We start from the raw sequence: 26,508 nt of genomic DNA, 5'->3' as shown, positions 1-26,508 counted from the left end.
GAACGGGTGGTCAGCCTGTCACGGCAGCCTCGATAGCCGCGATGTCGATTCTAGTCATGGTCATCATCGCCTCGAATGCACGCTTGGCCACAGCCTGATCAGGATGGGCTATCGCCTCGGTCAACGCCCGTGGTGTGATCTGCCACGACAGCCCCCACTTGTCCTTGCACCAGCCGCAGGCGCTTTCCTGGCCGCCATTACGGATAATTGCATTCCACAAACGGTCGGTTTCGGCCTGATCGTCGGTTGCTACCTGAAACGAAAATGCTTCGCTGTGCTTGAACGCCGGGCCGCCATTGAGGCCCAGGCAGGGGATGCCCATCAGAGTGAATTGCACCGTCAAGACATCACCCTGTTTGCCCGAGGGATAATCACCCGGTGCGCGGAAAATGGCGCCCACGTCGCTGTCGGGGAAGGTTTTGGCGTAGAAGGTGGCAGCCTCCAGCGCAGTGCCGTCGAACCACAGGCAAATGGTGTTTTTTGGTGTCATATGGGGTCTCCTTGTTTTAGATATGAATCATCTGTGGGACCGGCTTCAGCCGGGAATACGCCTTCCCGGCTGAAGCCGGTCCCACAGGATGATGCTCGTTCAGGCTGAAGGATCCGCCATGCCCCTGAGCAACTCGATCGGCAACGGAAAGACAATGGTCGAGCTTTTGTCCCCGGCAATCGAACTCAGGGTCTGCATATAGCGCAACTGCATGGCCCCCGGCTGGCGGCCCAGCATTTCGGCGGCCTGCATGAGTTTTTCCGAGGCCTGCAATTCGCCTTCGGCATGAATCACCTTGGCCCGGCGCTCGCGCTCGGCTTCGGCCTGTTTGGCGATGGCGCGGATCATCGATTCATTGAGGTCCACATGCTTGATCTCGACATTCGCCACTTTGATGCCCCAGGCATCGGTCTGCGCGTCGAGCACCTGCTGAATATCGAAATTCAGGCGTTCCCGCTCGGCCAACAGCTCATCCAGTTCATGCTTGCCTAATACCGCGCGCAAGGTGGTTTGCGCCAGCTGGCTGGTGGCCATGAGAAAGTCTTCCACCTGGATAATGGCCCTCTGTGCATCCAGTACGCGGAAATACAGTACGGCATTGACCTTGACCGAGACGTTATCGCGAGTGATGACGTCCTGAGCGGGAATATCCAGCACCACCGTGCGCAGATCGACCCGGACCATCTGCTGGATCACCGGAATCAGCAGGATCAGCCCCGGCCCCTTGACCTGCCAGAAGCGCCCGAGCTGGAACACCACGCCGCGCTCATATTCGCGCAGGATCCGGAACGTCGCTGCTGCCAGCACAATCATCAACAACAACAGTGCAACCATACCCAATTGCAGGCCCATGATCAGTCTCCCGCCAGTGCCGCGTCAGCTGCGGTTACCCGCAACAACAAGCCCTTGCGAGCCACCACCTGCACCCGTTGTCCCGACTGCAAAGGCGTTGTGCACAAAACCCGCCACCATTCACCCTGCAACATCACCCAGCCGCCACAGGCATCGTCGACCTGCAACCGCGTAACGGACGCAACGCTGCCAAGCAAACCTGCGTCGCCACTGACCGTCTGCCGAGGTCGGGTTTTCAGGGCATGGATCAACAGCACGATCAGCAAAAGAGCGCTTAGGGCGCCCAGCCCGACCATCAACGGCAGCGGCACATCGACGTTATTGAGGATGAGTGCGCCAAGCACAAACAGCACAATCCCGCCCAGGCCGATCACGCCGTAATTGGGCAGCGTTGCCTCGGCAATCAGAAACGCCACGCCAAAGATGATCAGCCACCAGCCAAGCGGATTGGGGGTAAGCACAATGATGGTATCGGCTGCGTAGAGCGGGGCGCTCAACAACGGCAGCAGCACGACAAGCAAGTAACGAGTGTTCACTTGACCCTCCGGGAGAGTCATTTTTGTTGGCTCTGGCTAAAGCTTAGTTGAGGGGCAAGAGGTGAGGGCGGCTGGCCGCCGAGTGGATGTGGCTTGGGATCGTTGGAGCGAGGCTTGCCCGCGAAGAGGCGGGTGCACCCGATACTGCGTGGGAGCCGCCTTGGTGGCGATCGAGGGCTAAGCGCTCCCTCAACTGTCAGCGCTGCTCCCTGACCTGCCTGCCATTGAACACCGTTACCGGCACCAGCGTCACCACAGCCGTCAGGGCGATGATCAGGGTAACGGTGGTGACGCCGAACTGGTCGCCGCCATAGCCGTAGAGCACCGGTGCAAGTGCGCCCGAACCAATGGTGCCGGTATAGAAGATGGCGAAGGCACGCTCCAGTTTGCGTGAGTCGACCACGTCGGCGACGGCGCCGTACAGCACTGATGATGTGCCATTGAGCACGGCGCCGAGTAGCGGCAGCACGAGCATCCCGGCGCCCAGCGGGGCGAACAGAACGATGGCGATCAGCAGGGCGGTGGCCAGTTCGGTGACGAATACGGTCTTGATGATGCCCAGGGATTCCGACAGCCAGCCGCAGACAAACTTGCCCACCGCACCGCCGATGAATACCAGGGTCAGGGCGATACCGGTCTGGGCCAGAGAGGCGCCGTTGGCCTTGAGGATAAACGGCAGGAAGGTCAGAAAACCCATGCGCACGGCGCTGTCCAGTATTCCGGTGGCCAGCAGGGCGTAGAAGGCGACCGGATCGCCAGGGTGATGGGTCTGCGGCCCGGGTTCGGCAGCCTTGGGCACTGACAGTGGCGTCACCGTTACGGCAGCGGCGGGCGCGCGCAGCAACAGGGCGATCAACAGCGCTGACAGAACCGCGATACCGGCATACAGGCTGACGGTATGGCTATAGGTGGTGTAGGTCAGCAGAAAGGCCGCGCCCGCCGGGAGCAGCGATTTACCCAGGTCTCCGGCAAAGTTGTACACGCCCAGGGGCTTTTTCGCGTTGCGCCCATAGGCCCGGGAGACCATGGCCGAAGCGATGGGGTTTTGCGTGCTGGCGCCGATACCGGACACTACAAGGGCCAGGCCCAACAGCACCACGCTGTCAGTAAGGCCGCCGATAAACCAGCCAATGCCGGTCAGGACCGTGGCGACAATCAGCAGGTATTCCGGGCGCGGCAGTTTCATGGCCAGGGACGACGCCGGGATTTGCAACGCCGCCAATGTCAGGGAATAGGCACTGCGCAATAGGCTCAGCAGCGTGAAACTCAGCATAAAGCGCTCTTGCCAGACGGGCAGGAACACGTAGACCAGATCGCTGAGACCATCATGGGTGGCATGGGCCAGGCACGCGGCGACCAGGGTTCTTTTCGCCGGTCTGGTCTGTGTTGACGGGGTTGCTGCTGGAGTCGCCGCAGAATTCATGAATGTGGCCCGCGCTTTTACCCGACGCGATAGTTCGCGCCCGGCCCTGTTAAAAGGGAAAGTGGAAAGAGAGTGAAGGCTGCAATGGCTTCATTCTAGAATGAGCCTCGAAAGTCCGGGTAGTGAAACGAATTCATACCCCATGACAGTTTTTGCGGGCGGTATCCATGGCATTAAAGAAACTTCCTTCGGTGGCTTCGCTGAAAGGCTTTGAAGCCTGCGCCAGACTGCTGAATTTCTCCCAGGCAGCGACCGAGCTGCACGTCACCCAGAGCGCGATCAGCCACCAAATCAGGCAGTTGGAAGAATCCCTCGGAGTGACGCTGTTCGACCGAAGTGCCGGCGCCATGCAACTAAGCGAGAACGGTGCAGCACTGTTGCCGGTGGTGCGAAGTTTCTTCCAGGGCATGAGTACGATTGTCGAGAAGTTCGAAAACAATGACCGGCAAAAGACCGTGCTGGAAGTCTTTGTTCACGATTCTTTTGCCACGACCTGGCTGTTACCGCGTCTCGCCGGGTTTTATGCGCGCTGGCCGCATATCGATATAAAAATCTCCACCGTAGAGTTTTCCCGTTTCGATAATCCGGCTACGCAAGTGGCGATCAGGATAGCGCCCAAGGGCAGCGCCTGGCCGGGGCTGCATTCGGTGTTCGTCATGGCCGAGCAGATTTTCCCGGTGTGCAGCCCGTCGTTGGTCGAGACCTTCGGCCTGCCGACCTGCGCGGCGGACATCATGCGCTACCCGCTGATTTTCCGCGTACGCAACCGTCTGAACGGCGAAGTGGTAGACACACCGTCATGGGATAACTGGCTGAAGCGAACCAACGTGCCCCTGACCCCGCTGAACCGCACCTTGAGCGTGCCCTATACCGCCATGGCCGTGCTGGCGGCCATGCGCGGCCTGGGTGTGGCCATGGCGCGCACCTCGCATATTGCCGACGAGTTCGAGACGGGCAAGCTGCAGAAGTTGTGGAGTGAAGAGGTTGATACCAACAGCGGTTATTACTTCCTGTGCACGCCGGGCAAGGAGAAGACGCCGGAGATCGAGGCGTTTTTTGACTGGTTGCAGGAGCAGATTGCAGCGGTCCATACGGACTGATATCGGACTCAAACCTGTTGATTTCCATCAACTCCGCACACGAGGCGCCCTTGAATATCGATACCCGCATCAAATTTCGCCATCTGGTGTGCTTTCTCGAAGTGGCGCGCCAAGGCAGTCTGTCCCGGGCGGCGGATAAGCTGGCGATCAGTCAGCCGGCCTTGTCCAAGGCGCTCAAGGAACTGGAAAGCCTGCTGGAAACCACCCTGTTTACGCGCAGCAAGCAGGGCGCGGCGCTGACCGAAGCCGGAGTGGCGTTTCTGCGTTTTGCCGGGCCGAGCGTGCAGTCGTTGCGTGAAGGGGTCAGCAGCCTGCGTTCCGGCGAGCATGATCCGGTGACGGCGCGCCTGGGCGTACTGTCCACCGCTGAAAGCCTGTTGGTACCGGAGGTGATCAAGCGTCTGCACGAGCGGCATCCGGCGCTGGTGGTCAGCGTGATGACCGGGCCCAGCGCCTATCTGTTGTCGCAGCTGCGGGTAGGCGAGCTGGACCTGGTGGTCGGGCGCATGACTGACAGCCCGCAGATTCAGGGCCTGGCCTTCGAGCATTTGTACAGCGAATCCATGACCCTGGTGGTGCGTGCCGGGCATCCGTTGCTCACGGCCGAGCCGCGTCGCGAGAGCCTGGAGGAGTTCCCCATGGTCCTGCCTCTGGCCGGAACCACTATCCGCAAGTTTGCCGACAGCCTGTTCGTCCAGTACGGCATCAACCCGCCGCGCCAGCGTCTGGAAACCCTGTCCCTGAGCCTTAGCCGCCGTTATGTGCAATGCAGCGATGCGGTGTGGATCGCGCCATTGGACGCAGTGCTGGAAGAGCTGCACACCGGGCTGCTGGTGGAGTTACAGCTTGGGATTCGCGAGCCGGGCGGTTCGGTGGGGCTGTGCAGCAATCCGGCGCTGCCGCTGTCCCGGGCGGCGCAGTGGTGTGTGGATGAGTTGCGGGCTGTAGGCGCGTTGTATCAGTAAACGGCCTTGTGGGAGCGAGGCTTGCCCGGGAATACGGTATTTCAGGTTCGTAAGGTGCGGCGTTTGTACCGACCTCTTCGCGGGCAAGTCTCGCTCCCACAGGGTAAATCGCATTCACCCATAACCATTTGGATATGGATCTCACGGTTAATTTCAATTTTCGTAACGAGGCCGGCGCTGGAGACTCCACCGCAGCCACGTCCATACTATAAAAACGGAGAACATCATGTCTGAAGCGGACCACAGTCGCTTTGTCATTCGTGATCGCAACTGGCACCCCAAAGCCCTGACGCCTGACTACAAGACGTCTATCCTGCGCTCGCCTCGCCAGGCGCTGGTCAGCATCCCGCAATCGGCCAGCGAAAGCAGCGGCCCGGACTTTTCCCACCTCAAACTCGGCCGACACGACAACGACCTGCTGCTGAACTTCAACCACGGCGGCCTGCCGGTGGGTGAGCGGATCATTCTGGTGGGGCGCGTCTGTGATCAATACGGCAAGCCGGTTCCCCATACCCTGGTGGAGATGTGGCAGGCCAATGCCGGTGGTCGCTATCGGCACAAGCGCGATGCCTACCTGGCGCCCCTGGACCCGAATTTCGGCGGCGTCGGCCGGACCCTGACCGACCGCGACGGCAACTACAGTTTCCGCACCGTCAAACCCGGTCCGTACCCATGGCGCAACGGCCCAAACGACTGGCGCCCGGCGCATATCCACGTGTCCATCAGCGGCCCGTCCATCGCCACGCGCCTGATCACCCAGCTGTATTTCGAAGGCGACCCGCTGATCCCGCTGTGCCCGATCGTCAAGTCCATCGCCAACCCGGACGCGGTGCAGAGCCTGATCGCCCGGCTCGACATGAGCATGGCTAACCCTATGGACAGCCTGGCTTATCGCTTTGACATCGTGCTGCGCGGCCAGCGCCAGACCCACTTCGAAAACCGCTGAGGACTGCCCCATGCCCGTTCAACTCTTGATGGAAACCCCGTCGCAGACGGCCGGTCCTTATGTGCATATCGGCCTGGCCCTGGAAACTGCCGGCAACCCGCCCCGTGAGCTGGAAATCTGGAACGAGATGGCCAAATCCGGCGCGCCCGGTGAACATATTCTGCTGCTGGGTAATGTCTTCGACGGCAATGGCCACCTGATTCGCGATGCCTTCCTCGAGTTCTGGCAGGCCGATCATAACGGCCTCTACGACCCGGCCTATGACCCCGACAAACTCTTCAACGGCTTCGGCCGCACCGCCACGGGCGACGATGGCCTGTGGACCTTGAAGACCATCAAACCCGGCCCGGTCAACAACGGCGCCGCGCATATCAACCTGTCGCTGTTTGCCCGTGGCATCAATATCCACCTGCATACCCGTCTGTATTTCGACGATCAGGTACAGGCCAATGCCGCCGACCCGGTGCTCAACCTGATCGAACAACCGGCACGCCGGGAAACCCTGGTAGCGCGGCGTTGCGAGGTGGATGGGCAACTGGCCTATCGTTTCGATATTCATATGCAGGGTGTGGCTGAGACGGTCTTCTTCGATTTCTGAAACGACGGTTTCGCTTTATCTGTGGGACCGGCTTTAGCCGGGAAGACTGTGTTTGATTCAATGATGCTTTCCCGGCTGAAGCCGGTCCCACAGGTTTCATCCATTCAGACTGTTATGTGTCGTTCAACCAGAGCAACGAAATGAACCGACCCAGCAATCAATTGTTCGACAGCTACTTCACCCAGGCCAGCATGCGTGAGGTGTTCTGCGATGCCGGGCGGGTGCAGGGAATGCTCGATTTCGAAGCTGCCCTGGCCCATGCCGAGGCGTATACGGGGCTGATCCCCGAAGCGGTGGTGGCTGATATCGCTGCGGCCTGCCGTGCCGAGCTATTTGATTTCCAGGCACTGGGCGTGGCCATTGGCAGCGCAGGCAACTCGGCAATTCCACTGGTCAAGGCCCTCGGCCAACAGGTCGCAGCGCGCAATCCGCAGGCCGAGCGTTATGTGCATATGGGCGCGACCAGCCAGGATGTCATGGACAGCGGGCTGATCCTGCAATTGCGCCAGGCCATCGGGCTGATCGAAGAGGATCTTGAGCAACTTACCAAGGCCATGGCCGCTCAGGCCCTGCTCTACGCCGACACGCCTCTGGCCGGGCGCACCTGGCTGCAACAGGCGACCCCGGTGACCCTGGGCATGAAGATCGCTGGTTGGCTGGGCGCGCTGACCCGTCATCGTCAGCGTTTGCGGGAGCTCAAGCCGCGGCTGCTATGCCTGCAGTTCGGCGGTGCGTCGGGCAGCCTGGCGGCGCTGGGTGAACAGGCGTTACCGGTGGCCCAGGCCCTGGCCGAGACCCTGCAGCTGAGCCTGCCCGAGCAACCCTGGCATACCCAGCGCGACCGTCTGGTGGAGTTCGCCAGCCTGCTGGGCATGCTTGCGGGCAGTCTGGGCAAGGTCGGCCGGGATATCAGTCTGCTTATGCAGACCGAAGTGGGCGAAGTCTTCGAGCCCTCGGCGCCGGGCAAAGGCGGCTCGTCGACCATGCCGCACAAGCGCAACCCGGTGGGGGCGGCAGTGATGATTGGCGCCGCAACCCGTGCGCCCGGGCTGGTCGCCACCATGTTTTCGGCAATGCCCCAAGAGCATGAGCGCAGCCTGGGCCTGTGGCATGCCGAATGGGAGACCTTGCCGGAGCTGTGCTGCCTGGTTTCCGGCTCGTTGTATCAGGCCTTGCAGGCACTGCCCGAGCTGCAGGTCGATGCCCGACGCATGCGCGACAACCTCGATGCCACCCGTGGCCTGCTGCTGGCCGAAGCTGTAAGCATCGCTCTGGCCCGTTTGATCGGCCGGGATGCCGCCCATCATCTGGTCGAACAATGCTGCCGTCGGGCGGTGGAGCAGGGCACGCACCTTCGCGAGATTCTGGGGCAGGACGCTGACGTCAGCGCACAACTCCCGCCAGAGCAACTGGATCGCTTGCTCGATCCGGCCCATTACCTCGGCCAGGCCCGTCAGTGGGTCGAGCGCGCCGTGGCTGAACATGAATATTTCAAGGGGAATGCCGCATGAACGAAGACCAACGCTACGCCGCCGGCATGCAGGTACGCCGGGCAGTGCTGGGTGATACCCATGTCGATAATAGCCTGAAGAAACTCACGCCATTCAACGAAGAGTTCCAGGAAATGATCACCCGTCACGCCTGGGGCGATATCTGGACCCGCCCCGGCCTGCCACGCCATACCCGCAGCCTGATCACCATCGCCATGCTGATCGGCATGAACCGCGAAGGCGAACTGCGCCTGCACTTGAAGGCGGCGAAAAACAACGGCGTCACCCGGGACGAGATCAAGGAAGTGCTGATGCAGAGCGCAATCTACTGCGGGATTCCGGCGGCCAATGCGTCGTTTCATCTGGCCGAGGAGATTTGGGATGAGGTTGGGGTGGAGTCTTTGGAGGGGTAACAGCGGTAGCAGGGCGAGCGGCTGTCACAGAACTTGTGGGAGCCGGCTTGCTGGCGATGGGGCCAGATCAGTCACCGACGCCTTTGCGAGCGCTTCGCACTCGATCGCCACCAAGGCGGCTCCCACACTAGTCCTCTTTACTGCTGAATCGCGCCGTACCCTTCAAACGCGGTCTGCTGCTGAATCGCCGCGATGATGTTTTTCAGGGTCGCCGGGTGTTCGGCGCCGGTGTTGTCGGTGAAGGTCGGGGTTTCCAGTTCGGCCTGGTCGTCTTCGCCGATGAAGTTGAAACCGAGGAACTCGAACACGCTGCGGTCCGCCAGTGGCTTGGCGCGCGCCGACTTGAGGGTCACGCTGATGACTTCCTCGCCCTTGGTCAGGGTGAAGACTTCGTTTTCCTTCTTCGGCCGTGACGCCTTGCTCTTGCCGCCCGCCGGCTCCTTGATCGCCTGATGGGTGTGGTTCAGCACCTTCAGGGCCAGGCCGTAGATCAGTTCCTGGAACGCCGGGTCGTCCTTGAAGCTGGCCAGAATCGACTGGATCGGGTAGCGCTGGCTCAGGTCTTCAAGGGCGGCGCTGTTGGCGGCCTCAATATCCTTGAGTTGCTTGAGCTGGCCCATCAGTTCGTAGGCCTGGTCATCATCATGCTCGTCGTTGGCGGCACGGATGGCGGCGCGCAGATCGCGGATCTGGTCGCTTTCCCGGGAGGTATGGAAGGCGTCCAGGACCATTTCGGCAATGGTCTTGGCCGCAGCGACATGCTGGGACAGGTGCATGGCGTTTTCGTATTCGGTTTTCGACGAAGCAGGATTAACGGTGGTTTCGGTCGGGGCGTTTTGCATTATTAATCCACTAAAACTTTGACTGAATTGGTTGAACTGAATGAGTTGGGCAACGCGGCAGAGGCCATATTCAGGAGGGGCGCAAATCTAGGGAAATGCGCCCGCCTTGTCAAATCAGCAGGTTACTGGCCAATGGCCGCAATCATTGCTCGCTGCTCGCCTCTTCGGGGCTCAGCTCAGCCACCGAAATCCAGCCTTCGATCACGCCTTTCTTCGCGTTGCGGTACAGCACCTTGAGCCACTGTTGGTCGTCGCTGATGCCGCTGAGTTCCACCCGGTCGTTTTTGATCAGATAGCGTTTCGACGGTGTGGTGTCGGGCGTGTCATGCAGTGCCAGCCGGTCGATCGGCACCTTCAGCGTGGCCTTGCCGCCGCCATAGGCGGTGAGGTGTTTTTCGATGCGCTTGCCGTCGGCGTCGAAGCTGCTGATCTCCCAGGCCGGGGCGCCGTCCGGGTCTTCGGTGACGATCTGCATCGGCAAGGTTTCCTGGCGCTGATACAGGTAGATCTGGCCGGAGGGGGCAAAGCGGTAGGCGTCGGTGAACCAGATCGGCCCGCTGCGGCAGGCGCTGCTCAGGGTCTTCTGCCTGGCGTCCACGGTGACCGCCGACATGGCGTCGCAGTTGCCCTGGGGCTTGCTGTCGTCGCTGGGCAGTTGCAGCGGTTTGAACTGCTTGCTGGCGGCGTCATAGAGGAAAATCTGCGTGGTTTCATTGACCATGCCCACCGGCATGACCCAGGCCAGATCCTTGTGACCATCGAAGTTGAAGTCTTCGATTTGCAGACGCGGCTGCGAGCCGACATCGTCGAACGGCACGCTCAGGGTCTGGGGAGCGGCCTTGTCGATGCTGACGATCAAAGTGTTCAGATCGGTCTGCCTGACGCTGGCCTTGATGCCCGGTGCGACGTTGAAGCCCATGCTTTTGATGAGCTTGGCGGTTGGATCGGCCTCGCCATCATCGTCGGCGAAGGCGGTAAAACTGGCGCAGGCCAGTACCAGGGTGAGCAGGGCGACGTGGGGTTTTCCGGCCATCATTGGAAGTTCAACTCTTCGGGTACGTCGTATTGTTGGCCGTTATAGCTGAGTTCGGTCTTCTTCAGTACGGGCGGGTCTTCCTTCTGATCGCAGTCGTCACCCTTGGCCACGCCGTGCGAGTCGACGGTTTTGCTGTCCAGCACCAGTGTCGCGAAGCCTTTGTTGGCGGTCTTGCCGATGGACAAGGTGCGGTGGCTGGCCGAGAAATCACCTGCGCAATTGCCGTCCCATTCGCCGTTGCTTTCGTCGATCTTCAGATTGTTGAGGACCTTGCGGATTTTCTGACCTTCCTCGACGTACAGGTTAAGCGCAGTGGCCTCGTACGGGTTGACCCGGGACGAACCGGTGTAGTCCATGCGCACGCCAAAGGCGCGAACGCCTGGTGCCAGCTGGTAGCGGGCGGTGTCCAGACTCAGGCTGCGAAACTGGATGGCATCGGAGTTGATCGCGCCGCTTTGATAGACATGACTCTTGATGGCGCCGCTTGCGGTGTCGGCGCTGAGTACTTCCAGACCGTAGGTGGCGTCGCCGTCGGCATCGCCTTCTTCGACGAAGGTCAACGCTGCCAGGGTGCGGCTGGCGTCGGCCGGAGACACCTTGCACATGGAATGCCCGGCATCAAAGGTCAGGGTCGGGTGCAGGGTCTTGGCCCATTTGGGCATCTGCGCTTCGCAATCGGCGAAGGCGAGGGCGGGCAGGCAGAACAGGGCCAGTACTACAACGCGGCGCATAGGGATTCCTTTACCAGGGCAGATGATGAGGCGGGGTGGATGGGTACCGACATGCTGTGGGCTTTTTTGTGGGACCGGCTTTAGCCGGGAAGAGGTACGCAGGGTCGATACAGTTCTATCGTCTGCGATATTGCCTTCCCGGCTAAAGCCGGTCCCACGCCTACGTCCTGATCCCCTACGACGTAGACAGCGACTGAACCAGAAATTCAATGAAAGCCCGGGTTTTTTGTGGCACCCGGCGCGCCGAAGGATAAACCGCATTGATGGTGATCGGCGGCGCCTGCCATTCGCACAGCACCGGCACCAGGCGCCCCGCTGCCAGGGCGTCTTCGACAATGAAATCCGGCAGCAGGGCAATGCCCATGCCGCCCTCTGCCGCCTGGGCCAGCAGGTCGCCGTTATTGGCGTGCAGCGGGCCGTTGACGTGGACGCGCTGGGTTTCCTTGCCATTGCTGAGTTGCAGGCTGACGCCGCTTTGCAGGTAGCCGTAGTTCAGGCATTGGTGCAGGGCAAGATCGCTGGGTGATTGCGGTACACCGGCGCGCTCCAGATACGCCGGGGACGCCACCATGATCCGCGGCGCCGGGGCCAGTAGGCGCGCGATCAGGGACGAGTCGGGCATGCTGGCAATACGGATGGTCACGTCGAAACCGCCGCGCACCGGATCGACCTGCTGGTCGCTGAGCACCAGTTGCAACTCGATATTCGGATGCTGCTGATGAAACAGCGGAATCAGCCGCCCCAGGCGCCGCAGGCCAAAAGACATCGGCGCATTGACTCGCAGCACCCCGCGCAACTCTCCGACGCCATTGCGCGCACGCTGTTCGGCTTCGTCCACCGAGGCAATGACTTCCCGTGCCGCTTCGTAGTATTCCGCCCCGGCTTCAGTCAGATGCAGGCTGCGAGTGGTGCGTTGCAGCAGTTGCACGCCGATGGCTTCTTCCAGGGCCTGGATCTGCTTGCTCACTTTCGAGCGCGGCAGGCCCATGGCCCGGGCTGCGGCGGCAAAGCCATTGGCCCCTACAGTGGCGACGAAGGCGCGCATGCACTCAATGCGATCCATGACTGTCCCTTTTTTAGAATCAATGATTCCTGATTCTATGGAATTGTTTCGAATATGGCGAGGCCCTAAAGTTGTTTCCAAGCCGGCAAGCACAGCAAGCGCTGAAGCGAGCCAACCCCATGATTCAACTCAAGACCGACTGTCAAAAGGAACTCCACATGTCTATCCGCGAACTGCTGAACCCGACCAACTCCGCCCTGATCCTGATCGATCACCAGCCACAGATGTCCTTCGGTGTGCAGTCCATCGACCGCCAGACCCTGAAGAACAACACCGTGGCCCTGGCCAAGTCGGCGAAGATCTTTAACGTGCCGACCATCCTGACGTCGGTGGAGACCGAGAGCTTCAGCGGCTATATCTGGCCAGAACTGCTCAGCGTGTTCCCGGACCATCAGCCCATCGAACGCACTTCCATGAACTCCTGGGAAGACAAGAAGCTGGTCGAGGCAGTCAAGGCTACCGGGCGCAAGAAACTGATCATGGCGGCGCTGTGGACCGAGGTTTGCCTGAACTTCCCGGCCCTTGAAGCGCTCGCCGAAGGTTACGAGGTGTACATCGTCACCGACGCTTCGGGCGGCACCACTCAGGAGGCGCATGACATGTCCGTACAGCGCATGATTCAGGCCGGCGCAGTGCCGGTGACCTGGCAGCAGGTCCTGCTCGAATTCCAGCGCGACTGGGCGCACAAGGAAACCTACAACGATGTCATGGCGCTGGTGCGCGAGCACAGCGGTGCTTACGGCATGGGCGTGGACTACGCCTACACCATGGTGCACAAGGCGCCGCAGCGTAAGGTGTAACGCAGGACTTAATAGTCTTTGATAAACAACAACGCCGCGATTATTCGCGGCATTGTTCGTTCAGAACGATTTACTCAAGACTCGGAAGGCACGTAATAACCGCCGCCCGCCGGTGGCTGGCTCAGGCGCGCGGGGCGGCCGACCTGTTTTTCGTCGATGGAGATCATGCCGATGACCTCGCCACTTTCCAGCAGGGCCCAGGCCGCTACCGGGTGGATGGACAGCTTGCCGGAATCACAGTCTTTGTGAACGTAATTCCAGCCGGTGCAGGGGCTGATTTGTTTGATGCTTGCCATGGCGGAGGGCCTCTATGGAAAACGCTGCTATCGAGCCTAGTCGTCTTTTACGACAGCAACCCTGCGAAATTTCTTACGTGACCTAACCTGTTCATTAGGATAGCGGTAACTGACCAAAGGTATTCATATTGCGGACAGTTGCGCCGATAGCCGAGAACAGGGAATCCAAAAACATAGGGTGTAGTCATGTTCAATAGCCGTTTGAAAAAGGAATTACAGACTCAAGGCTCAGAACTTTTCATGCTTCGGCAATTGCATTCAGGGATGGAGGGCGAAATGCTTTCCATGACCATCGATCCCGAATACCGCGTGACCTCTTTCAACGACCAGTTCCTCAAGGTGCTGGGCTATTCCTCCGCGCAACTGCAAGGCAAACCCCTTGACGATCTGGTGCCGGAGTATGTGAAACAGATGTCCTGTTATAACAACCTGCGCAATGCGGTGAGCCGCGGTGAGCACGTCAGTGACCGCTACCGCTTTATCCGTGCCGATGGTGGCCTGGCCTGGCTGCGAGCCATGTGGCAGCCGATCATGGATGAGCAGGGGAACCTGCTGTATGTGCAGTGTTTTGCCAATGACATCACCGCAGCCGTCGAACTGGCCACGGAGAACGAGAGTTTCATCAAGGCGCTGCTGCGCTCCACTGCCGTGATCGAATTCGATCTGTCTGGCACTATTATCACGGCCAACGACCAGTTTCTGCGCGCCGTGGGCTATAACCTGGCGCAGATCAAGGGCAAGCACCACAGCATCTTCTGTGACCCGCATTATGTTGCATCGTCGGCCTACAAAGACTTCTGGGCCACGCTCAATCGCGGGGATTTCGTCTCTGATCGCTTCAAACGCGTCGACAGCAACGGCCGGACGATTTGGCTGGAGGCGACTTACAACCCGGTCTACGACACCAAAGGGCAGCTCTATAAAGTGGTCAAGTTCGCCACGGTAGTAACTGATCAGGTCAGCCGTGAAGAGGAAGTCAACGAAGCGGCCAGCATCGCTTTCGGTATCTCCCAGCAGACCGACGTCAGCGCCCAGCGCGGGGCCATGGTGGTGCAGGACACGGTGCAGACCATGCAGCGGATTTCCGAGGAAATGCGCTCGGCCTCCGATGGCATCAGCGCTTTAGGCAAGCAATCGCTATTGATCAGCTCTATCGTCCAGACCATTGGCGGCATCGCCCAGCAGACCAATCTGTTGGCGCTCAATGCCGCCATCGAAGCGGCCAGGGCCGGGGAGCAGGGCCGCGGCTTTGCCGTGGTGGCCGATGAGGTCCGGCAGCTGGCGGGACGCACCAGTGCGGCTACCGAGGAGATTGTCACGGTGGTGCAGCAGAACCAGAAACTGGCTGACGAGGCAGTACGCGGCATGGCCAGCAGCCGCGAGCAGGCCGAGCAGGGCCTGGCCCTGGCGAGCCAGGCGGGGGATGTGATCGTGGAAATTCAGGATGGGGCCAAGCAGGTAGTGGGGGCTGTGGGGCGGTTTGCCAATCAGCTTAAGTAAGAGCATGTGGCGGTCATATGTGGGACCGGCTTTAGCCGGGAATACGCCTTCCCGGCTAAAGTCGGTCCCACAGGCAACTCAGCATTAACTCTCAATAGGGCCATCAATCCCCATCATACGGATAATCCTTCAACGTACTGGCCAGGGACACCCCGTCCGGCCCGGTCAGGTTATCCAGTACCCAGCACTGGCTGCTGTTCTTGGTCAGCAGCAGTCGCGTGGTCTTGTTTTCGGGAGGTTGCGCCGAGCCTTCCATCACGAAGCTGTATTTCATCTCCACGACGGCTTGCTTGTCGGAGCTTGAGACCACATCGAACTTCGGTTTCGCCGCCGTGCCATCCTGAGCGTTGAGCCACGGGTCGGCGTCGATGGCGCAGACATCGCCTTCGCCCTGGCATTTCCAGTCGCTCTTTAGCAGGGTCAGCAGATTGCTGGACAGGTAATCGGCGCTGCCCTTGCCGCTGGCGTAAAAAAAGTAGTGATTGCTGAAGATCCAGCTCGCAGTCTTGACTGGATCCGGCGCCGGGCAGGCCATGGCGGCAGTGGAGAGCATGCCGATAAAGGCAATCGCAAAACGTTTAGGCATAGTTTCTGACTCGTGACATGTGACAGCGATGCCATTATTTGCCTACTGTCTGAAAAAAATTGCAACAGCTATGTGAGATCAGCACGAATGCTGTCCAGGCGCTCGTCAATCAATGACGTCAGCAGGCCATAGCATTCCTTGGCGCTGATGCGGATCGGTGCGGCTTTGAGCAGATCGCGTTGCAGGCGCTGCAAGGCATCAGCAAGGGGGCGCGGGGCGTTCTGGGCCAGACGTTCATTCAGGTATTGCAGCTGGATCAGCATGTCCAGTGGGCAGTGTTCATGGGCGGCGGCGCGTACCGACAGGCCGCGCAACAGACCCAGGTCTTCCAGGGCCCAGCAGCGTTCTGCCAGCTGCGATGGCTGCAGGGTCAAGGCGCATCGACGCAGTTCCAGTTCCTGCAGGGTACCGAGCAAGGCTTGCAGCAGGCGGCAGTGGCCGTCGAAGTTGTCCGGCTTCGCTCGGAGCGCCTGCCAGTCTTGGCGTTGTCCGGTTTGCGGCCATTGCTGCCAGAGCCGGTCGACATGATTGCCCAGCGTCTGGCAGCGCTGGCGTGCTTCGCCGGTGGTCTGACCGCCGAGGCCACGATGTTGCTGTACCCCTTGCAGCAGATCGAGGCCCAGCATCAGGGCTTCACGCAAGTCGCGATCAGTGGCGGGCATCATGGGCGGCTCCGGGTCAGTTGGTTGAGGTAGCCGGTCAGGTCGTGCAAGGCGCGGGTCTGGCTGCTCTGCTCCTGAATCGCCGTGTTGACCTGCTGCAACTGCTCGCTGAGGGCGTGATTGGCCTGGCGGTGCTCGCCGAAGGCCTGTTGCATGGCGCTCATCTGTTGCAGGTTGAGCTGACTGCTCTGGGCCAGTTGATCGAGATCGGCGGCCAGGGTCTCGCTTTGCTGGCTGCCGACTTGCAGCAGGCTGCGGTGTTCCTCGACATCCTGATCCAGTTGCCGCACGGCCTGGGCAATGGCGCCAGCAGTGGCGGTGATGTCCTGAGTGGCTTGGTCCGTGGCCTGGGCCAGGTTGCGCACTTCATCAGCGACCACGGCGAAACCACGGCCATGTTCACCCGCGCGGGCGGCTTCGATGGAGGCATTGAGGGCCAGCAACTGGGTCTGCCGGGCCAGTGTGCGGATGCTCTCGACGGTCTTTTCCACGTCGGCGGTGCGTTGCAGCAAGGCTTCCACGGCCTGGGCGGTACTGCCCAGACTGTGCTGGATGCCGACCATACTGGCGCCCACGTCACGGGCTTGCTGGCAGCCGACATCGCTTTGTCGATTGGCTTCGGCAAAGGCGGCGAGGGCGTCCTGGGCCAGGGCATCAATGCTGTGCAGGGTCTGGTCGATCTGCTCACTGGCGGTGGCGATCATGGCCAGGCGCTGGCTCTGTTCCTCGCCTTGATCCCGGGCCTGCAAGGTCATCTGCTCGAAGGCCCGGCAAGCAAACTGCACTTCACTGCGCAGGCGCTCGCCCTGGCGCAGTTGCAGGCTTGCTGCCACCAACAGCGTGGCGTTGTCGGCTGCCGTTGCGTTGTTGAGTTGCCGGGCCATTTCCGTGCACCAGAACACCTGCAGGTTGCGCTGATAACGTTCGCGCTGCCGCCAGGCCGCAGCGGCATAAACCAGCACCGCCAGGGCCGTCGCCATACCCGGCAGATAACCGCTTGTGCCCAGGCCACCGGCCAGCAAAGCGATGAGCAAAGGCAGCCAGGCACCGCCGTTGAGCCTGTCGAACAGATAGACCCCCGGATGCAATGCACGGCTGACCCATGAGCGGCACGCCGGATGAGCCGAGCGGCGTGAGGGGCGTTCTACGGAAACAGAGGCGGCACCTGCGAGGCGTTGTTGAGCTGACATACGGACTCCATTTTTCGGGCACAAACAAAAACGGCGTACGCTCCTGACGCCTCAATGCGCGGGGCACTGAGGAGTGGAAGCGGACGCCGTTGTCCGTGTAGCCATGAAATTGATAGGTCTGCTGATGCAATAACGCTGCCAGCGCCGGTTTCGTCCTGATTGTGTGAGTCGCTAAGATTAAATGGCGTTATGCCATGCCCTGCAATGGTGCCGATGCCTGATGTCGGCACAGCATTGGGTGATTTCCTTCAATACGGTGGTGAGCGTGGCTTTTATCTTGAACCGGTCATTTCCGATCAAGGTTTAAGGTGATTCATGAGCGTATTTATCTCGATGGCGGCCTTTGCGCTGGCCGCATCCATCACACCGGGGCCGGTGAATATCGTCGGCCTGAGTTCCGGCGCCCGTTATGGTTTCTGGCCGAGCATGCGCCATGTTATGGGAGCGACTCTGGGGTTTATTCTGCTGCTGGTACTGGCCGGTTTCGGCGTGCATGAGGTGCTGCTGCGCCTGCCGTACATGGTCCAGGTGATTCAGTGGGGTGGTGCTGCGTTTCTGCTTTACATGGCCTGGAAACTGGCCAGGGACGATGGTCAGTTGACGATCAGTGAAGCCAGTCAACGCCCATCGATGTTGCAGGGCGCGATTATCCAATGGCTCAACCCCAAGGCTTGGCTGGCGGCGGTGGCAGGCATGGCGCTGTTTGTCGCCGATGGTGATGCTCGGCTGATCTGGCAATTTGCGGCGATCTACTTCGTCGTCTGCTATCTGTCGCTGGCGTGCTGGGCTTATGTCGGCACGTTCCTGCGCCAATACCTGGATAACCCGAAAGGCATGCGCCTGTTCAACCGGGTCATGGCGTTGCTGCTGGTGGGATGTTCGGCGTCGTTGTTTGCGCTGTAAGCCTGTTGCACAAGGCTAAGGGCGATATTGCCCCGGCGTCGCCGCCAGGTGTTTTTTGAACACCCGCTGGAAATGCGCCTGGTCGGCAAAGCCGGTTTCCAGGGCGATATCGGCGATCAGGCGGCCCTGGCGCAGTTGTTCGCGGGCGTGCTGAATGCGGCGGTTGATCAGGTAGGCGTGGGGCGTCATGTGGTAGCGCGCCTCGAAGCTGCGGATCAGGTAGGAGGGTGACAGGCTGGCGGCGGCGCAGATGTCCTCGAGCTTGATCGGCGCGCGGAAGTTATCGTCGATATATTCGGCGGCGCGTTCGATCCGTGACGGCAGTTTGCCTGGCCGCTGCCGGGTTGAACCGAGGCTGTCTTGCATGGCCGTGAAAAAGCTCAGGGCCGTGGTGTGTTTGTGCAGGGTATCGGCCTGCGGGTCGGCGAGGGTGACAAGCAGTTGGTTCAGGCCGAGAAACAGGCTCGGGTCCTGACTATGGGTGGCGGCCAGGGGCGTGAAGCCGTTGTTGCGGTCCAGGCCGACGTCATGTTGCAGGGCGGTCAGCCAGTGGGTGTCGACGTAGAACATCACGTAGGACCAGGGTTGATCGTCGATGGGGTTACAGGCGTGCACGTCGCCGGGATTCATCAGCACCACGGTGCCGGTGTCAATCCGCTGCCGGCTTTTTTCGTGCAGGTAGGTGCTGTGGCCATGGGTGATGGCGCCGATGGAGAAGAACTCGTGGGAGTGGCGGCTGTAGCAGACCTTGCGACCGTCCTCGATGGAGCGCGCCTCGATAAACGGCAGGGCATTATCGCGCCAGAAGTACGGGGTGTCTGAGGGTTGCTGCGTGGCCACACTGTTCATGCCGGGCTGATCCATGGGAGGGGCGAGCAAGGGCCGAGATTAGCCCATCGCTTCAAGTATTTCACGCAGGCGATCCAGGGCCGGGTCGATATCCAGGGTTTCGATGGCGCCGAAGCCCATGATCAGGCCGGGGCGGACTTCGGCGTCCTGATAAAAACCCGCCAGTGAATACAATCCCAGCTCGACCGCGCGGGCACGGGCGACCAGTTGCTCGATATCCATGCAGGTCTTGCTCAACAGCGCGACATGAAAACCCGCCGTGGACGGGACGGCGTGGAACCAGGGCGCCAGGTCGCCGTTGACCCGGGCCAGAATCCGTTCCCGGCGCCCGGCATAAACGCCATGGCAGCGGCGGATATGTTTGTTCAGCGAGCCTTCGCTGATGAACTTGGCCATGGCCCATTGCGGCAGGATGCTGGTGTGCCAGTCGGTCAGCTGTTTGGCGTGGACCACGGCGCGGAAAATCGCTTCCGGCAGGATGGCGTAGCCAAGGCGCAGCTCCGGCAACAGGGTCTTGGAGAAGGTGCCGACGTACGCGACCACGCCATGCTGATCCAGACTTTGCAGCGAGTCGGTGGGGCGGCCTTCGTAGCGGAATTCGCTGTCGTAGTCGTCCTCGATGATGATCGCGCCGATCTGCCGGGCCTTGTCCAACAGGGCCTGGCGCCGCGCCAGGCTCATAGGCACACCCAGGGGCATCTGGTGCGAGGGAGTGACGTAGATGAAGCGTACGTCATCGGCGATGTGCTCGATCTGAATGCCTTCTTCGTCCACCGGCACGTTGCAGATGTTTGCGCCGAGCGCATCGAACAGCAGGCGCGCCGGGCTGTAACCGGGGTCCTCGACGGCCACGGTGCAACCGGGCTCGATCAGCACTCGGGCGATCAGGTCCAGGGCCTGTTGCGCGCCGTTGCACACCAATACGTCGTCGGCCGCGCATTTGACGCCCCGGGCGAACGCCGCATGCCCGGCAATCGCCGTGCGCAGTTCGGCCACGCCCTCGGGCTGGCTGTAGAAGCCCCGGGTCTGGGTCATCTGGCGCAGGGCATAGTGGGTGCAGCGGCGCCAGTCATCATGGGGGAACTGGCTGCGGGTGGTGGCACCGCCGATAAAGTCCCAGCGCAGCACGTCCCGGCGCAGCGGATGACGCAGGGGCATGGACAGGCTCTGCCATTTTTCCAGGACCGCCGAGCTGTTCAGGTCTCCGGTGGCCTGGCGCTTGGCCGTGGGCTTGTTCAGGCTGTTGACGAAGGTGCCGCTGCCGATCTTGCCAAGCAGTAGGCCTTCGTAGGTCAGGCGGCTATAAGTGTCGGAGACGGTTTTGCGCGACAGGCTCAGTTGCGTCGCCAACAGACGACTGGGCGGCAGTTGCGTGCCGGCGGCCAGGCGTCCGGAATGAATGGCGTCGCGCAGTTGCTCATATAGTTGATTCGCCAAGTCCTTGCGGCCGGTGATGACGATATGCAGTTCCATGGATTCTTCCGTTTCTGGCGTCGGATTTATAACGGTTGATTGTGCGCTTCGAGCAGGGCCTGGAGCCAGTCCATGAACACACGGCAACGTTCGGGCAGATAGCGACGATGGGGGTAGAGCAGGGACACGCGCATCGGCGCCGGGCGAAACTGCGGCAGGACCTCGATCAGCGTGCCGTCGGCGAGGAATTTGCGCATGCCCAGTAGCGGCGCCTGAACAATGCCCAGATGGCCGAGGCAGGCCGCCTGGTAGGCTTCGACGTTATTTACCGTGACGCTGCACGGCATGGCAACGGTCTGCATGCGGCCATCAAGGTCATATTCGAACACCGGCCCGCTGGAACCGAAGGCCAACACATAGTGAATCAGCCGATGCTGCTGCAAATCTTCCAGGGTCTTGGGCACGCCCCATTGTGCGGCATACCCGGCGCTGACGCAGTTGGCCATGGGCAGTTCGCCCAGGTTACGCGCTACCAGAGAGGTATCCGGCAACTCGCCGACCCGCAGCACGCAATCAAAGCCTTCGCGTATCAAGTCGACACGGCGGTCGGTGCTGCTGATTTCCAGGTCGATCTGCGGATGCCGGGCAAGAAACTCACCCAGGCTGGGCATGACGATATTACGCGCCATGGCGGTGGGCATGTCCACCCGCAGGCGGCCGCTGAGCACCGCGTCGTCTTGGCGAAACAGGCCTTCGAGCTCATCCATCTGCGCCAGCATGTCCTTGCTGCGTTCGTACAGGACCAGGCCGTCGGGCGTGGCCTGGACCTTGCGCGTGGTGCGTTGCAGCAGGCGCGAGCCAAGCAGGCTTTCCAGGCTCTGGATATGCCCCGACACCGTTGAGCGCGGCAGGCCCAGGGCTTCACTGGCCAGGCTGAAGCTGGACAGCTCGGTGACGCGAACGAAGGAGCGCAGCAGCTCGAGTTTATTCATGGTGGCTATTGTTCGGCTGGGTCGACCATTGATGTCAGATTGTGCGGGTTTATCCCGCCGTCGCCGGACAATAGACTTTTCCTCAACACCTGCCTACCCCAAGAGGAAAGACTCATGACTCGCAAGATCGCATTGATTACCGGCGCCAGTCGTGGCCTGGGCAAAAGCATCGCACTGCACCTGGCTGCCCAGGGCGTGGATATCGTCGGCACCTACCAGAGCAAACAGTCCGACGCCGAGAGCGTCAAGGCTGAGATCGAAGCCCTCGGTGCCAAGGCGCAGATGCTGCAACTGGACGTCGGCGACAGCCAGGCGTTCGCCGGTTTTACCGAGCGCGTCGGCGAGGCGCTGATTGCGTTGTCGGGCGCTGCCCGCTTTGATTTCCTGATCAACAACGCCGGGATCGGTCTGTACGGCAGCGTCACCGAGACCACTGAAGAACAGTTCGACCTGCTGATGAACATTCACTTCAAAGGCCCGTATTTCCTCACGCAAAAGCTGCTGCCGCTGCTCAGGGACGGTGGCAGCATCGTCAATATCTCTACCGGTCTGGCACGTTTCAGCCTGCCGGGCTATTCGGCCTATGCTTCGATGAAGGGCGCCGTGGAAGTCTGGACCCGCTACCTGGCCAAGGAATTGGGCCCGCGCCAGATCAATGTCAACAGCCTGGCCCCTGGCGCCATCGAGACCGATTTCGGCGGCGGCCGCACCCGTGACGACGCCAATATCAATCAGCATATTGCCGGGATTACTGCATTGGGTCGTGCTGGGCTGCCGGATGATATCGGCGCGGCAGTGAGCATGCTGCTGGGCGAGGGCGGACGCTGGATTACCGGGCAGCGGATCGAGGCGTCGGGGGGGATGTTTCTCTAACAAGCACAACCGGTCTGTGGGAGCGAGGCTTGCCCGCGAATGAGACACCGCGTGGTATCAGGCACATTGCGGTGAGTCTTTCGCGGGCAAGCCTCGCTCCAACTATTCTCCGGTTATTTTTTGACCGGGACGATTTCCAGAATCTGCCCATTGGTGATCTGCAACAGCACGTAATGGGCGTCCAGGCGCACCCACTGGCTTTCCTTCTCCGGCTGTTTCAGGCCCTTGGCTTTCCAGTTCTTGATGGCTTCGCCGGGGCGCTGGTATTTCTGTGGCGCGCGGTCGCCGACTTTCAGTTCATGGGTGGTGCTGCTGGAAGCCTCTGGCACGGTGGGTTCTGCCGGAGTCTGGGCGAGGACGGTTACGCTGACGGCGCTCATGCAGCCGGCCAGAGCCAGGGCTGCGATCAGGGATTTTTTGTTCATTGGAACTCCTTGTTGAGAAAACGCGCTCGGTGCGTGTTAACCATCCGACCTTGCTCGCAACAAATCATTCCTTCGGCAATCAGGGGCGATGTGGGACCGGCTTTAGCCGGGAAAGCACTGTCCGGATCAATGTCAGGTGGTGAATGTGCCGGCCTCTTCCCGGCTGAAGCCGGTCCCACGGGTTTCATTTCAGCCTGTGGATCACTGCCAATCTTTGGCGGCCACCGTCAGCATCTCCTCAATCAACAGCCCAAAACGCTGGCTCAACAGACTTTGCGGGCGATCCGCTGGCAGCAGCAGGTAGGTCGAGAAACGGATCTGCGGGCGAAACGGGCGGATCTCGATGCCGGTATGCAGGTGCTCCTGGGCCACCATGGGGCTGACGATACTGACGCCCAACCCCAAGGCGACCAGTGAGCAGACTGTCGCCGCGTGAGGTGTTTCCAGGTTGAGCTTGCGATAGGCCTTGTCGTTGGGAAAGGTCCGGTCGACCCGCGCCCGCGAACCGTCGTTCTGCGACAGGGAAATGAACTCCTCGCCCTTGAGATCTTCCGGGCTGACTTCGGTCAGCGCACTCAGGCGATGACCCCGGGGAAATACGCAGACCCCCGGCACATCGCACATCATCCGGCTGATCACCCCCGGCATGCCCTCCGCCACATAGGACGCCAGGCCCAGATCGCAAAACTGCGAGGCGGCCCAGTGCGCCACGGTCGGCGAGTCGTTGGTATGGATCGAGATGGCCACGTCCGGATTCTGCTGGCGAAAGCGCTGGATCACCCGTGGCAGAACGGTATGGGTCAGCGAGGGCACGGCGGCGATGCGCAAACGCCCGGTGCCACCGCGGCGGATGTTTTGCGCTGATTGCTCGAGGCTGTGCAGGCCGATGAAGGCCCGCTCGACATCAGCAAACAGCGCCGCGCCTTCGTCTGTGGGGAGCAAACGCCCGCCAACCCGCTCGAACAGCTTGAAACCGCTGTTGCGTTCCAGCTGCGCAATCAGGCGGCTGATATTGGGCTGTGAGGTGTGCAGGGAGTCGGCTGCAGCCGTCATCGAGCCGCTCAACATCACGGCGCGGAAGGCTTCGACTTGTTTGAAGTTCATGACGGCCCATATCAATTTGGTATGGCCTACTACTGTATTGTCATTTGTTGGCATGGGCCAGAGGCTTTATAACTGTTTTCGACATCGACGTAACCGCGCAGACGGCACGCGATGCTCCCGTAACGCTGCTATCCCTCTTCTACAGATCTGCCCTTGAAATTCATTGCGTTGTGTGATGCCTTCGGGCCACGCGTCGCTGGTAGTTAACCAGGAGGCATCATGTCGTTTTCTTTCAAGATTCTTGGCAATGCATTGGCGTTTTCGTGCCTGTCCCTGGCCGCTGTGGTGCAGTTGCACGCCGCCGAGCTTCCCGCTGTTCCCGCTGAAATAAAACAAGCCGGGCAATTGCGTGCCGGTGTGCGCTGCGACCAGCCGCCCTATGGTTTTCAGGACAACAACGGTGAGTTCGCCGGGGTCGAAGTGGAGATGTCGAAACAGATCGCCCTGTGGGCCCTGGGCTCGAAAGACAAGGTGACCTTCACCTGTGTCACCGCCGAGAACCGTGTGCCACAGCTGATCGGGCGCAAGGTCGACTTCCTGATCGCCACGTTGGGCGTGACGCCGGAGCGCCAGCGGGTCATCGACTTCACCACACCGTATCGCTGGGGTGCCAGTGATGTGGTGGTGAAGAAAGACAGCCCGATCAAGAAAATCGCTGATCTCAAGGGCAAGACCCTGGCCACGCTCAAGGGCTCGGTACAGGCCAAATGGTTCGAGGACCATATGCCCGATGTCACCACTCTGCGCATGAACAGTGCCGCCGATGCCTTGCAGACCTTCCGCCAGGGCCGCGCCGATGCCTACACCCACGACGCTGCCACTCTGGTAGTGGTCGCCGATAACGACAAGGACGCGCGCCTGCTCAACGAGCCGTTCCTGATTTCCGATGCCGCCATCGGCGTGCGCAAGAATGACGAGCAATGGCGCGACTACCTGAGTGCCGCCGTCGCGCGCATGCATGAAGAAAAGCTCTTTCGCGGTTGGGTGCAGCAGTACGTGCCGGCGAATATCCAGAGCTACTACCTGAGTGTCTTCGAGCAGGCCAAACCTGCTGAAGCGCTCTGACCGGTCGCCGTTCATGGACTTCGATTTCAACTACCTGTGGGCGCAATGGCCCGCGCTGCTCGACGGTGTGCTGATGACGTTGCGGGTGTCGCTGCTGGCGATCACCTTCTCGTTGCTGATCGGCGTGCTGGGCGGTGCGGCCCGGGTGATGAACGTGCCGGTGGTCAAGCAATTGGTGGTGCTGTACGTCGAGCTCATCCGCAACACACCGATCCTGGTGCAGTTGTTCTTCATCTTCTACGGCCTGCCCGCCATTGGTCTTGAGCTGTCGTTGTTCTGGTCCGGGGTGCTGTGCCTGTCGCTGTGGGCCGGGGCCTACCAGATTGAAAACATGCGTGGCGGACTGGCAATAGTCGAGCATGGCATGCGCGAGGCGAGCATGGCCCTGAGCCTGAAACCGAGCCACTACTTCTGTCTGGTGGCCTTGCCCATTGCCTTTCGCACCAGTTTGCCGGCGGTGCTGAATACGGCGATTTCCCTGCTGAAGAACTCGTCCTATCTGCAGGCTATCGGGCTTGCCGAGCTGACCTTTGTCGCGGTGGATCGTATTGCCACGGATTTTCGCGCCATCGAGATGTTCAGCGCGATCTGCGTCATGTACCTGACCCTGGTGGCGATTCTGGCGTTGTTGACCGGGCGTCTTTCGGCTCATCTGCAACGGCCGTTCCGGCAATGAGGCTGGCATGAATTTCCTCATCGAAAACTGGGGTTTCGTCTCCAAGGGCCTGTGGATGACCCTGCGCCTGGCGCTGGTGGTGCTGTTGTTCACCACGCTGATCTCCACGGTGTTCGGCGTGCTGGCGACCGTGAAGAACCGCGTGCTGTTCTGGACCATCCATGGCTACGTCGAGCTGTTCCGCTCGATCCCGCTGATCGTCAACGTGTTCTTTATTTTCTTCGGTGCACCGATGCTCGGCCTGGACCTGAGCCCGTTCGCCGCAGTGACCACCGGCCTGACCCTGTGGGGCAGCGCCAACGGCATCGAGATCGTCCGTGGCGGCCTTGAGTCAGTGGCCCGTCATCAATGGAAAAGCGCCTGGGCTCTGGGGCTGCGGCCCTGGCAGATCTACCTGAACGTCATCGCGCCGCAGTCGATGCGCGCAATCCTGCCGGCCTACACGGGGCTGCTGACCATGCTGGTGCAGGCCACGTCCCTGGGGGCGCTGGTGGGTGTCGGCGAATTCCTGAAGGTCGGCCAGATCATCATCGAGCGCGCCACGGTCATGACCGGCGTCAGCCCGGCATTCAGCGTCTACGGCGTGGTGCTGCTGGTCTACTTCGTCATCTGTTCATTGCTGAGCTGGCTCAGCCGTTATCTCGAACGCCGCCTGGGTCGCCCGGCGAAGCGCGCCACTATTTAAGGGG

General features: G+C 60.9%; 29 protein-coding genes and 2 pseudogenes. 14 read left to right on the top strand and 17 right to left on the bottom strand.

The annotated features are described in order from the left end of the window. Positions 1-10 precede the first annotated feature (10 nt). From AC1Z24_RS19340 to AC1Z24_RS19325, 4 genes are all read right to left on the bottom strand, one after another. The gene (locus tag AC1Z24_RS19340; protein ID WP_483742238.1) at positions 11-490 is read right to left on the bottom strand and encodes a VOC family protein; all 480 of its coding nucleotides are present in this window, start codon (positions 488-490) and stop codon (positions 11-13) included. Positions 491-589: 99 nt separating this feature from the next. Further along, entirely contained in the window at positions 590-1,324 is a 735-nt protein-coding gene (locus AC1Z24_RS19335; RefSeq protein ID WP_483746667.1) for a slipin family protein, read from the bottom strand. 20 nt (positions 1,325-1,344) lie between these two features. Beyond that, positions 1,345-1,878 carry an NfeD family protein gene (locus tag AC1Z24_RS19330; protein WP_483742237.1) on the bottom strand — a complete coding sequence of 178 codons (534 nt, stop codon included), beginning with the start codon at positions 1,876-1,878 and terminating at the stop codon, positions 1,345-1,347. A 196-nt stretch (positions 1,879-2,074) separates the two neighbouring features. Continuing rightward, a complete protein-coding gene (locus AC1Z24_RS19325) occupies positions 2,075-3,301 on the bottom strand; it encodes an MFS transporter (RefSeq protein ID WP_483742236.1) in 1,227 nt (408 codons plus the stop codon). Between the two features lie 167 nt (positions 3,302-3,468). Between AC1Z24_RS19325 and AC1Z24_RS19320 the strand changes: the two genes are divergently transcribed. The 6 genes from AC1Z24_RS19320 (at position 3,469) to pcaC (ending at position 8,813) form a co-directional block, all read left to right on the top strand. Continuing rightward, positions 3,469-4,401 (top strand): LysR substrate-binding domain-containing protein, encoded by a 933-nt coding sequence (locus AC1Z24_RS19320; protein ID WP_483742235.1) that lies wholly within the window; start codon positions 3,469-3,471, stop codon positions 4,399-4,401. A 50-nt stretch (positions 4,402-4,451) separates the two neighbouring features. After that, complete coding sequence (gene pcaQ, locus AC1Z24_RS19315; RefSeq protein ID WP_483742234.1) at positions 4,452-5,366, top strand: pca operon transcription factor PcaQ; 915 nt, start codon at positions 4,452-4,454, stop codon at positions 5,364-5,366. A 226-nt stretch (positions 5,367-5,592) separates the two neighbouring features. Continuing rightward, positions 5,593-6,312, top strand: coding sequence for a protocatechuate 3,4-dioxygenase subunit beta (pcaH, locus tag AC1Z24_RS19310; RefSeq protein ID WP_483742233.1), 720 nt, complete (start codon positions 5,593-5,595; stop codon positions 6,310-6,312). Between the two features lie 10 nt (positions 6,313-6,322). Then, complete coding sequence (gene pcaG, locus AC1Z24_RS19305; RefSeq protein ID WP_483742232.1) at positions 6,323-6,910, top strand: protocatechuate 3,4-dioxygenase subunit alpha; 588 nt, start codon at positions 6,323-6,325, stop codon at positions 6,908-6,910. 140 nt (positions 6,911-7,050) lie between these two features. Further along, positions 7,051-8,421 carry a 3-carboxy-cis,cis-muconate cycloisomerase gene (locus AC1Z24_RS19300; protein ID WP_483742231.1) on the top strand — a complete coding sequence of 457 codons (1,371 nt, stop codon included), beginning with the start codon at positions 7,051-7,053 and terminating at the stop codon, positions 8,419-8,421. Further along, a complete protein-coding gene (gene pcaC, locus AC1Z24_RS19295; RefSeq protein WP_259108775.1) occupies positions 8,418-8,813 on the top strand; it encodes a 4-carboxymuconolactone decarboxylase in 396 nt (131 codons plus the stop codon). Before AC1Z24_RS19300 ends, pcaC begins: the two co-directional genes overlap by 4 nt. A 137-nt stretch (positions 8,814-8,950) precedes the next feature. Here pcaC and AC1Z24_RS19290 read toward each other — a convergent pair whose 3' ends face one another. The 4 genes from AC1Z24_RS19290 to AC1Z24_RS19275 all read right to left on the bottom strand — a co-directional run bounded on the left by AC1Z24_RS19290 (position 8,951) and on the right by AC1Z24_RS19275 (position 12,485). Next, complete coding sequence (locus tag AC1Z24_RS19290; RefSeq protein WP_483742230.1) at positions 8,951-9,655, bottom strand: hypothetical protein; 705 nt, start codon at positions 9,653-9,655, stop codon at positions 8,951-8,953. 142 nt (positions 9,656-9,797) lie between these two features. Further along, complete coding sequence (locus tag AC1Z24_RS19285) at positions 9,798-10,691, bottom strand: XAC2610-related protein (protein ID WP_483742229.1); 894 nt, start codon at positions 10,689-10,691, stop codon at positions 9,798-9,800. After that, a complete protein-coding gene (locus tag AC1Z24_RS19280; protein ID WP_483742228.1) occupies positions 10,688-11,422 on the bottom strand; it encodes a PA3715 family protein in 735 nt (244 codons plus the stop codon). The genes AC1Z24_RS19285 and AC1Z24_RS19280 overlap by 4 nt, the downstream gene beginning before the upstream one ends. Before the next feature lie 175 nt (positions 11,423-11,597). Further along, positions 11,598-12,485 carry a substrate binding domain-containing protein gene (locus tag AC1Z24_RS19275; protein WP_483742227.1) on the bottom strand — a complete coding sequence of 296 codons (888 nt, stop codon included), beginning with the start codon at positions 12,483-12,485 and terminating at the stop codon, positions 11,598-11,600. Positions 12,486-12,643: 158 nt separating this feature from the next. Here AC1Z24_RS19275 and AC1Z24_RS19270 point away from each other — a divergent pair, with 158 nt between their 5' ends. Then, positions 12,644-13,285 carry a hydrolase gene (locus AC1Z24_RS19270; protein WP_259108766.1) on the top strand — a complete coding sequence of 214 codons (642 nt, stop codon included), beginning with the start codon at positions 12,644-12,646 and terminating at the stop codon, positions 13,283-13,285. Between the two features lie 74 nt (positions 13,286-13,359). Here AC1Z24_RS19270 and AC1Z24_RS19265 read toward each other — a convergent pair whose 3' ends face one another. Beyond that, positions 13,360-13,581 carry a hypothetical protein gene (locus AC1Z24_RS19265; protein WP_259108764.1) on the bottom strand — a complete coding sequence of 74 codons (222 nt, stop codon included), beginning with the start codon at positions 13,579-13,581 and terminating at the stop codon, positions 13,360-13,362. Positions 13,582-13,767: 186 nt separating this feature from the next. Here AC1Z24_RS19265 and AC1Z24_RS19260 point away from each other — a divergent pair. Together AC1Z24_RS19260 and AC1Z24_RS19255 are read left to right on the top strand one after the other, a co-directional pair. Beyond that, positions 13,768-14,496: pseudogene (locus AC1Z24_RS19260) on the top strand (PAS domain-containing protein); the annotation flags it as partial. A 129-nt stretch (positions 14,497-14,625) separates the two neighbouring features. After that, a complete protein-coding gene (locus AC1Z24_RS19255; RefSeq protein WP_409034000.1) occupies positions 14,626-15,081 on the top strand; it encodes a methyl-accepting chemotaxis protein in 456 nt (151 codons plus the stop codon). Between the two features lie 103 nt (positions 15,082-15,184). Here AC1Z24_RS19255 and AC1Z24_RS19250 read toward each other — a convergent pair whose 3' ends face one another. The 3 genes and pseudogenes from AC1Z24_RS19250 to AC1Z24_RS19240 form a co-directional block, all read right to left on the bottom strand. Continuing rightward, the gene (locus AC1Z24_RS19250; protein WP_483742226.1) at positions 15,185-15,667 is read right to left on the bottom strand and encodes a DUF3828 domain-containing protein; all 483 of its coding nucleotides are present in this window, start codon (positions 15,665-15,667) and stop codon (positions 15,185-15,187) included. Positions 15,668-15,735: 68 nt separating this feature from the next. After that, entirely contained in the window at positions 15,736-16,332 is a 597-nt protein-coding gene (locus tag AC1Z24_RS19245; protein ID WP_483742225.1) for a hypothetical protein, read from the bottom strand. After that, a pseudogene (locus AC1Z24_RS19240) lies at positions 16,329-16,805 on the bottom strand (methyl-accepting chemotaxis protein); the annotation flags it as partial. The pseudogene AC1Z24_RS19240 and the gene AC1Z24_RS19245, both read right to left, overlap by 4 nt. Positions 16,806-17,834: 1,029 nt before the next feature. Between AC1Z24_RS19240 and AC1Z24_RS19235 the strand changes: the two are divergent. Further along, positions 17,835-18,422, top strand: a complete 588-nt coding sequence (locus AC1Z24_RS19235) for a LysE family translocator (protein WP_483742224.1) — start codon at positions 17,835-17,837, stop codon at positions 18,420-18,422. A 15-nt stretch (positions 18,423-18,437) separates the two neighbouring features. Here the strand turns inward: AC1Z24_RS19235 and AC1Z24_RS19230 are convergent, their stop codons facing one another. From AC1Z24_RS19230 to AC1Z24_RS19220, 3 genes are read right to left on the bottom strand one after another with little or no spacing between them, the layout of a single operon-like run. Further along, the gene (locus AC1Z24_RS19230; protein ID WP_483742223.1) at positions 18,438-19,271 is read right to left on the bottom strand and encodes a helix-turn-helix transcriptional regulator; all 834 of its coding nucleotides are present in this window, start codon (positions 19,269-19,271) and stop codon (positions 18,438-18,440) included. A 39-nt stretch (positions 19,272-19,310) separates the two neighbouring features. Continuing rightward, complete coding sequence (pdxR, locus tag AC1Z24_RS19225; RefSeq protein ID WP_483742222.1) at positions 19,311-20,744, bottom strand: MocR-like pyridoxine biosynthesis transcription factor PdxR; 1,434 nt, start codon at positions 20,742-20,744, stop codon at positions 19,311-19,313. 26 nt (positions 20,745-20,770) lie between these two features. Next, a complete protein-coding gene (locus AC1Z24_RS19220; protein WP_483742221.1) occupies positions 20,771-21,676 on the bottom strand; it encodes a LysR family transcriptional regulator in 906 nt (301 codons plus the stop codon). A gap of 114 nt (positions 21,677-21,790) precedes the next feature. On the opposite strand from AC1Z24_RS19220, the gene AC1Z24_RS19215 reads away from it, so the two are divergent. Next, positions 21,791-22,549, top strand: coding sequence for an SDR family NAD(P)-dependent oxidoreductase (locus AC1Z24_RS19215; RefSeq protein ID WP_483742220.1), 759 nt, complete (start codon positions 21,791-21,793; stop codon positions 22,547-22,549). Between the two features lie 113 nt (positions 22,550-22,662). Here the strand turns inward: AC1Z24_RS19215 and AC1Z24_RS19210 are convergent, their stop codons facing one another. Further along, entirely contained in the window at positions 22,663-22,974 is a 312-nt protein-coding gene (locus AC1Z24_RS19210) for an RcnB family protein (protein WP_483742219.1), read from the bottom strand. 201 nt (positions 22,975-23,175) lie between these two features. Continuing rightward, a complete protein-coding gene (locus AC1Z24_RS19205; RefSeq protein WP_483742218.1) occupies positions 23,176-24,078 on the bottom strand; it encodes a LysR substrate-binding domain-containing protein in 903 nt (300 codons plus the stop codon). 219 nt (positions 24,079-24,297) lie between these two features. Between AC1Z24_RS19205 and AC1Z24_RS19200 the strand changes: the two genes are divergently transcribed. Genes AC1Z24_RS19200 through AC1Z24_RS19190 form a run of 3 tightly spaced genes read left to right on the top strand, consistent with a single transcriptional unit; the run spans position 24,298 to position 26,504 of the window. Further along, positions 24,298-25,143, top strand: coding sequence for a transporter substrate-binding domain-containing protein (locus AC1Z24_RS19200; RefSeq protein WP_483742217.1), 846 nt, complete (start codon positions 24,298-24,300; stop codon positions 25,141-25,143). A gap of 13 nt (positions 25,144-25,156) precedes the next feature. Further along, on the top strand, positions 25,157-25,819 hold the full coding sequence (locus AC1Z24_RS19195) for an amino acid ABC transporter permease (protein ID WP_483742216.1): 663 nt from the start codon (positions 25,157-25,159) through the stop codon (positions 25,817-25,819). A gap of 7 nt (positions 25,820-25,826) precedes the next feature. After that, positions 25,827-26,504, top strand: coding sequence for an amino acid ABC transporter permease (locus tag AC1Z24_RS19190; protein ID WP_483742215.1), 678 nt, complete (start codon positions 25,827-25,829; stop codon positions 26,502-26,504). Positions 26,505-26,508 lie beyond the last annotated feature (4 nt).

The organism is Pseudomonas sp. JL23, assembly GCF_056933585.1.
The sequence above is the reverse complement of the archived record's forward strand: the minus strand, read 5'-3'. Positions and strand labels throughout refer to the sequence as shown.

Bases quoted from the DNA above. Each gene is read 5' to 3' on its own strand.
- AC1Z24_RS19340 (WP_483742238.1), bottom strand. From the start codon at position 490: ATGACACCAAAAAACACCATTTGCCTGTGGTTCGACGGCACTGCGCTG.
- AC1Z24_RS19335 (WP_483746667.1), bottom strand. From the start codon at position 1,324: ATGGTTGCACTGTTGTTGTTGATGATTGTGCTGGCAGCAGCGACGTTC.
- AC1Z24_RS19325 (WP_483742236.1), bottom strand. From the start codon at position 3,301: ATGAATTCTGCGGCGACTCCAGCAGCAACCCCGTCAACACAGACCAGA.
- AC1Z24_RS19320 (WP_483742235.1), top strand. From the start codon at position 3,469: ATGGCATTAAAGAAACTTCCTTCGGTGGCTTCGCTGAAAGGCTTTGAA.
- pcaH (WP_483742233.1), top strand. From the start codon at position 5,593: ATGTCTGAAGCGGACCACAGTCGCTTTGTCATTCGTGATCGCAACTGG.
- pcaG (WP_483742232.1), top strand. From the start codon at position 6,323: ATGCCCGTTCAACTCTTGATGGAAACCCCGTCGCAGACGGCCGGTCCT.
- AC1Z24_RS19300 (WP_483742231.1), top strand. From the start codon at position 7,051: ATGAACCGACCCAGCAATCAATTGTTCGACAGCTACTTCACCCAGGCC.
- pcaC (WP_259108775.1), top strand. From the start codon at position 8,418: ATGAACGAAGACCAACGCTACGCCGCCGGCATGCAGGTACGCCGGGCA.
- AC1Z24_RS19290 (WP_483742230.1), bottom strand. From the start codon at position 9,655: ATGCAAAACGCCCCGACCGAAACCACCGTTAATCCTGCTTCGTCGAAA.
- AC1Z24_RS19285 (WP_483742229.1), bottom strand. From the start codon at position 10,691: ATGATGGCCGGAAAACCCCACGTCGCCCTGCTCACCCTGGTACTGGCC.
- AC1Z24_RS19280 (WP_483742228.1), bottom strand. From the start codon at position 11,422: ATGCGCCGCGTTGTAGTACTGGCCCTGTTCTGCCTGCCCGCCCTCGCC.
- AC1Z24_RS19275 (WP_483742227.1), bottom strand. From the start codon at position 12,485: ATGGATCGCATTGAGTGCATGCGCGCCTTCGTCGCCACTGTAGGGGCC.
- AC1Z24_RS19270 (WP_259108766.1), top strand. From the start codon at position 12,644: ATGTCTATCCGCGAACTGCTGAACCCGACCAACTCCGCCCTGATCCTG.
- AC1Z24_RS19265 (WP_259108764.1), bottom strand. From the start codon at position 13,581: ATGGCAAGCATCAAACAAATCAGCCCCTGCACCGGCTGGAATTACGTT.
- AC1Z24_RS19255 (WP_409034000.1), top strand. From the start codon at position 14,626: ATGGTGGTGCAGGACACGGTGCAGACCATGCAGCGGATTTCCGAGGAA.
- AC1Z24_RS19250 (WP_483742226.1), bottom strand. From the start codon at position 15,667: ATGCCTAAACGTTTTGCGATTGCCTTTATCGGCATGCTCTCCACTGCC.
- AC1Z24_RS19245 (WP_483742225.1), bottom strand. From the start codon at position 16,332: ATGATGCCCGCCACTGATCGCGACTTGCGTGAAGCCCTGATGCTGGGC.
- AC1Z24_RS19235 (WP_483742224.1), top strand. From the start codon at position 17,835: ATGAGCGTATTTATCTCGATGGCGGCCTTTGCGCTGGCCGCATCCATC.
- AC1Z24_RS19230 (WP_483742223.1), bottom strand. From the start codon at position 19,271: ATGAACAGTGTGGCCACGCAGCAACCCTCAGACACCCCGTACTTCTGG.
- pdxR (WP_483742222.1), bottom strand. From the start codon at position 20,744: ATGGAACTGCATATCGTCATCACCGGCCGCAAGGACTTGGCGAATCAA.
- AC1Z24_RS19220 (WP_483742221.1), bottom strand. From the start codon at position 21,676: ATGAATAAACTCGAGCTGCTGCGCTCCTTCGTTCGCGTCACCGAGCTG.
- AC1Z24_RS19215 (WP_483742220.1), top strand. From the start codon at position 21,791: ATGACTCGCAAGATCGCATTGATTACCGGCGCCAGTCGTGGCCTGGGC.
- AC1Z24_RS19210 (WP_483742219.1), bottom strand. From the start codon at position 22,974: ATGAACAAAAAATCCCTGATCGCAGCCCTGGCTCTGGCCGGCTGCATG.
- AC1Z24_RS19205 (WP_483742218.1), bottom strand. From the start codon at position 24,078: ATGAACTTCAAACAAGTCGAAGCCTTCCGCGCCGTGATGTTGAGCGGC.
- AC1Z24_RS19200 (WP_483742217.1), top strand. From the start codon at position 24,298: ATGTCGTTTTCTTTCAAGATTCTTGGCAATGCATTGGCGTTTTCGTGC.
- AC1Z24_RS19195 (WP_483742216.1), top strand. From the start codon at position 25,157: ATGGACTTCGATTTCAACTACCTGTGGGCGCAATGGCCCGCGCTGCTC.
- AC1Z24_RS19190 (WP_483742215.1), top strand. From the start codon at position 25,827: ATGAATTTCCTCATCGAAAACTGGGGTTTCGTCTCCAAGGGCCTGTGG.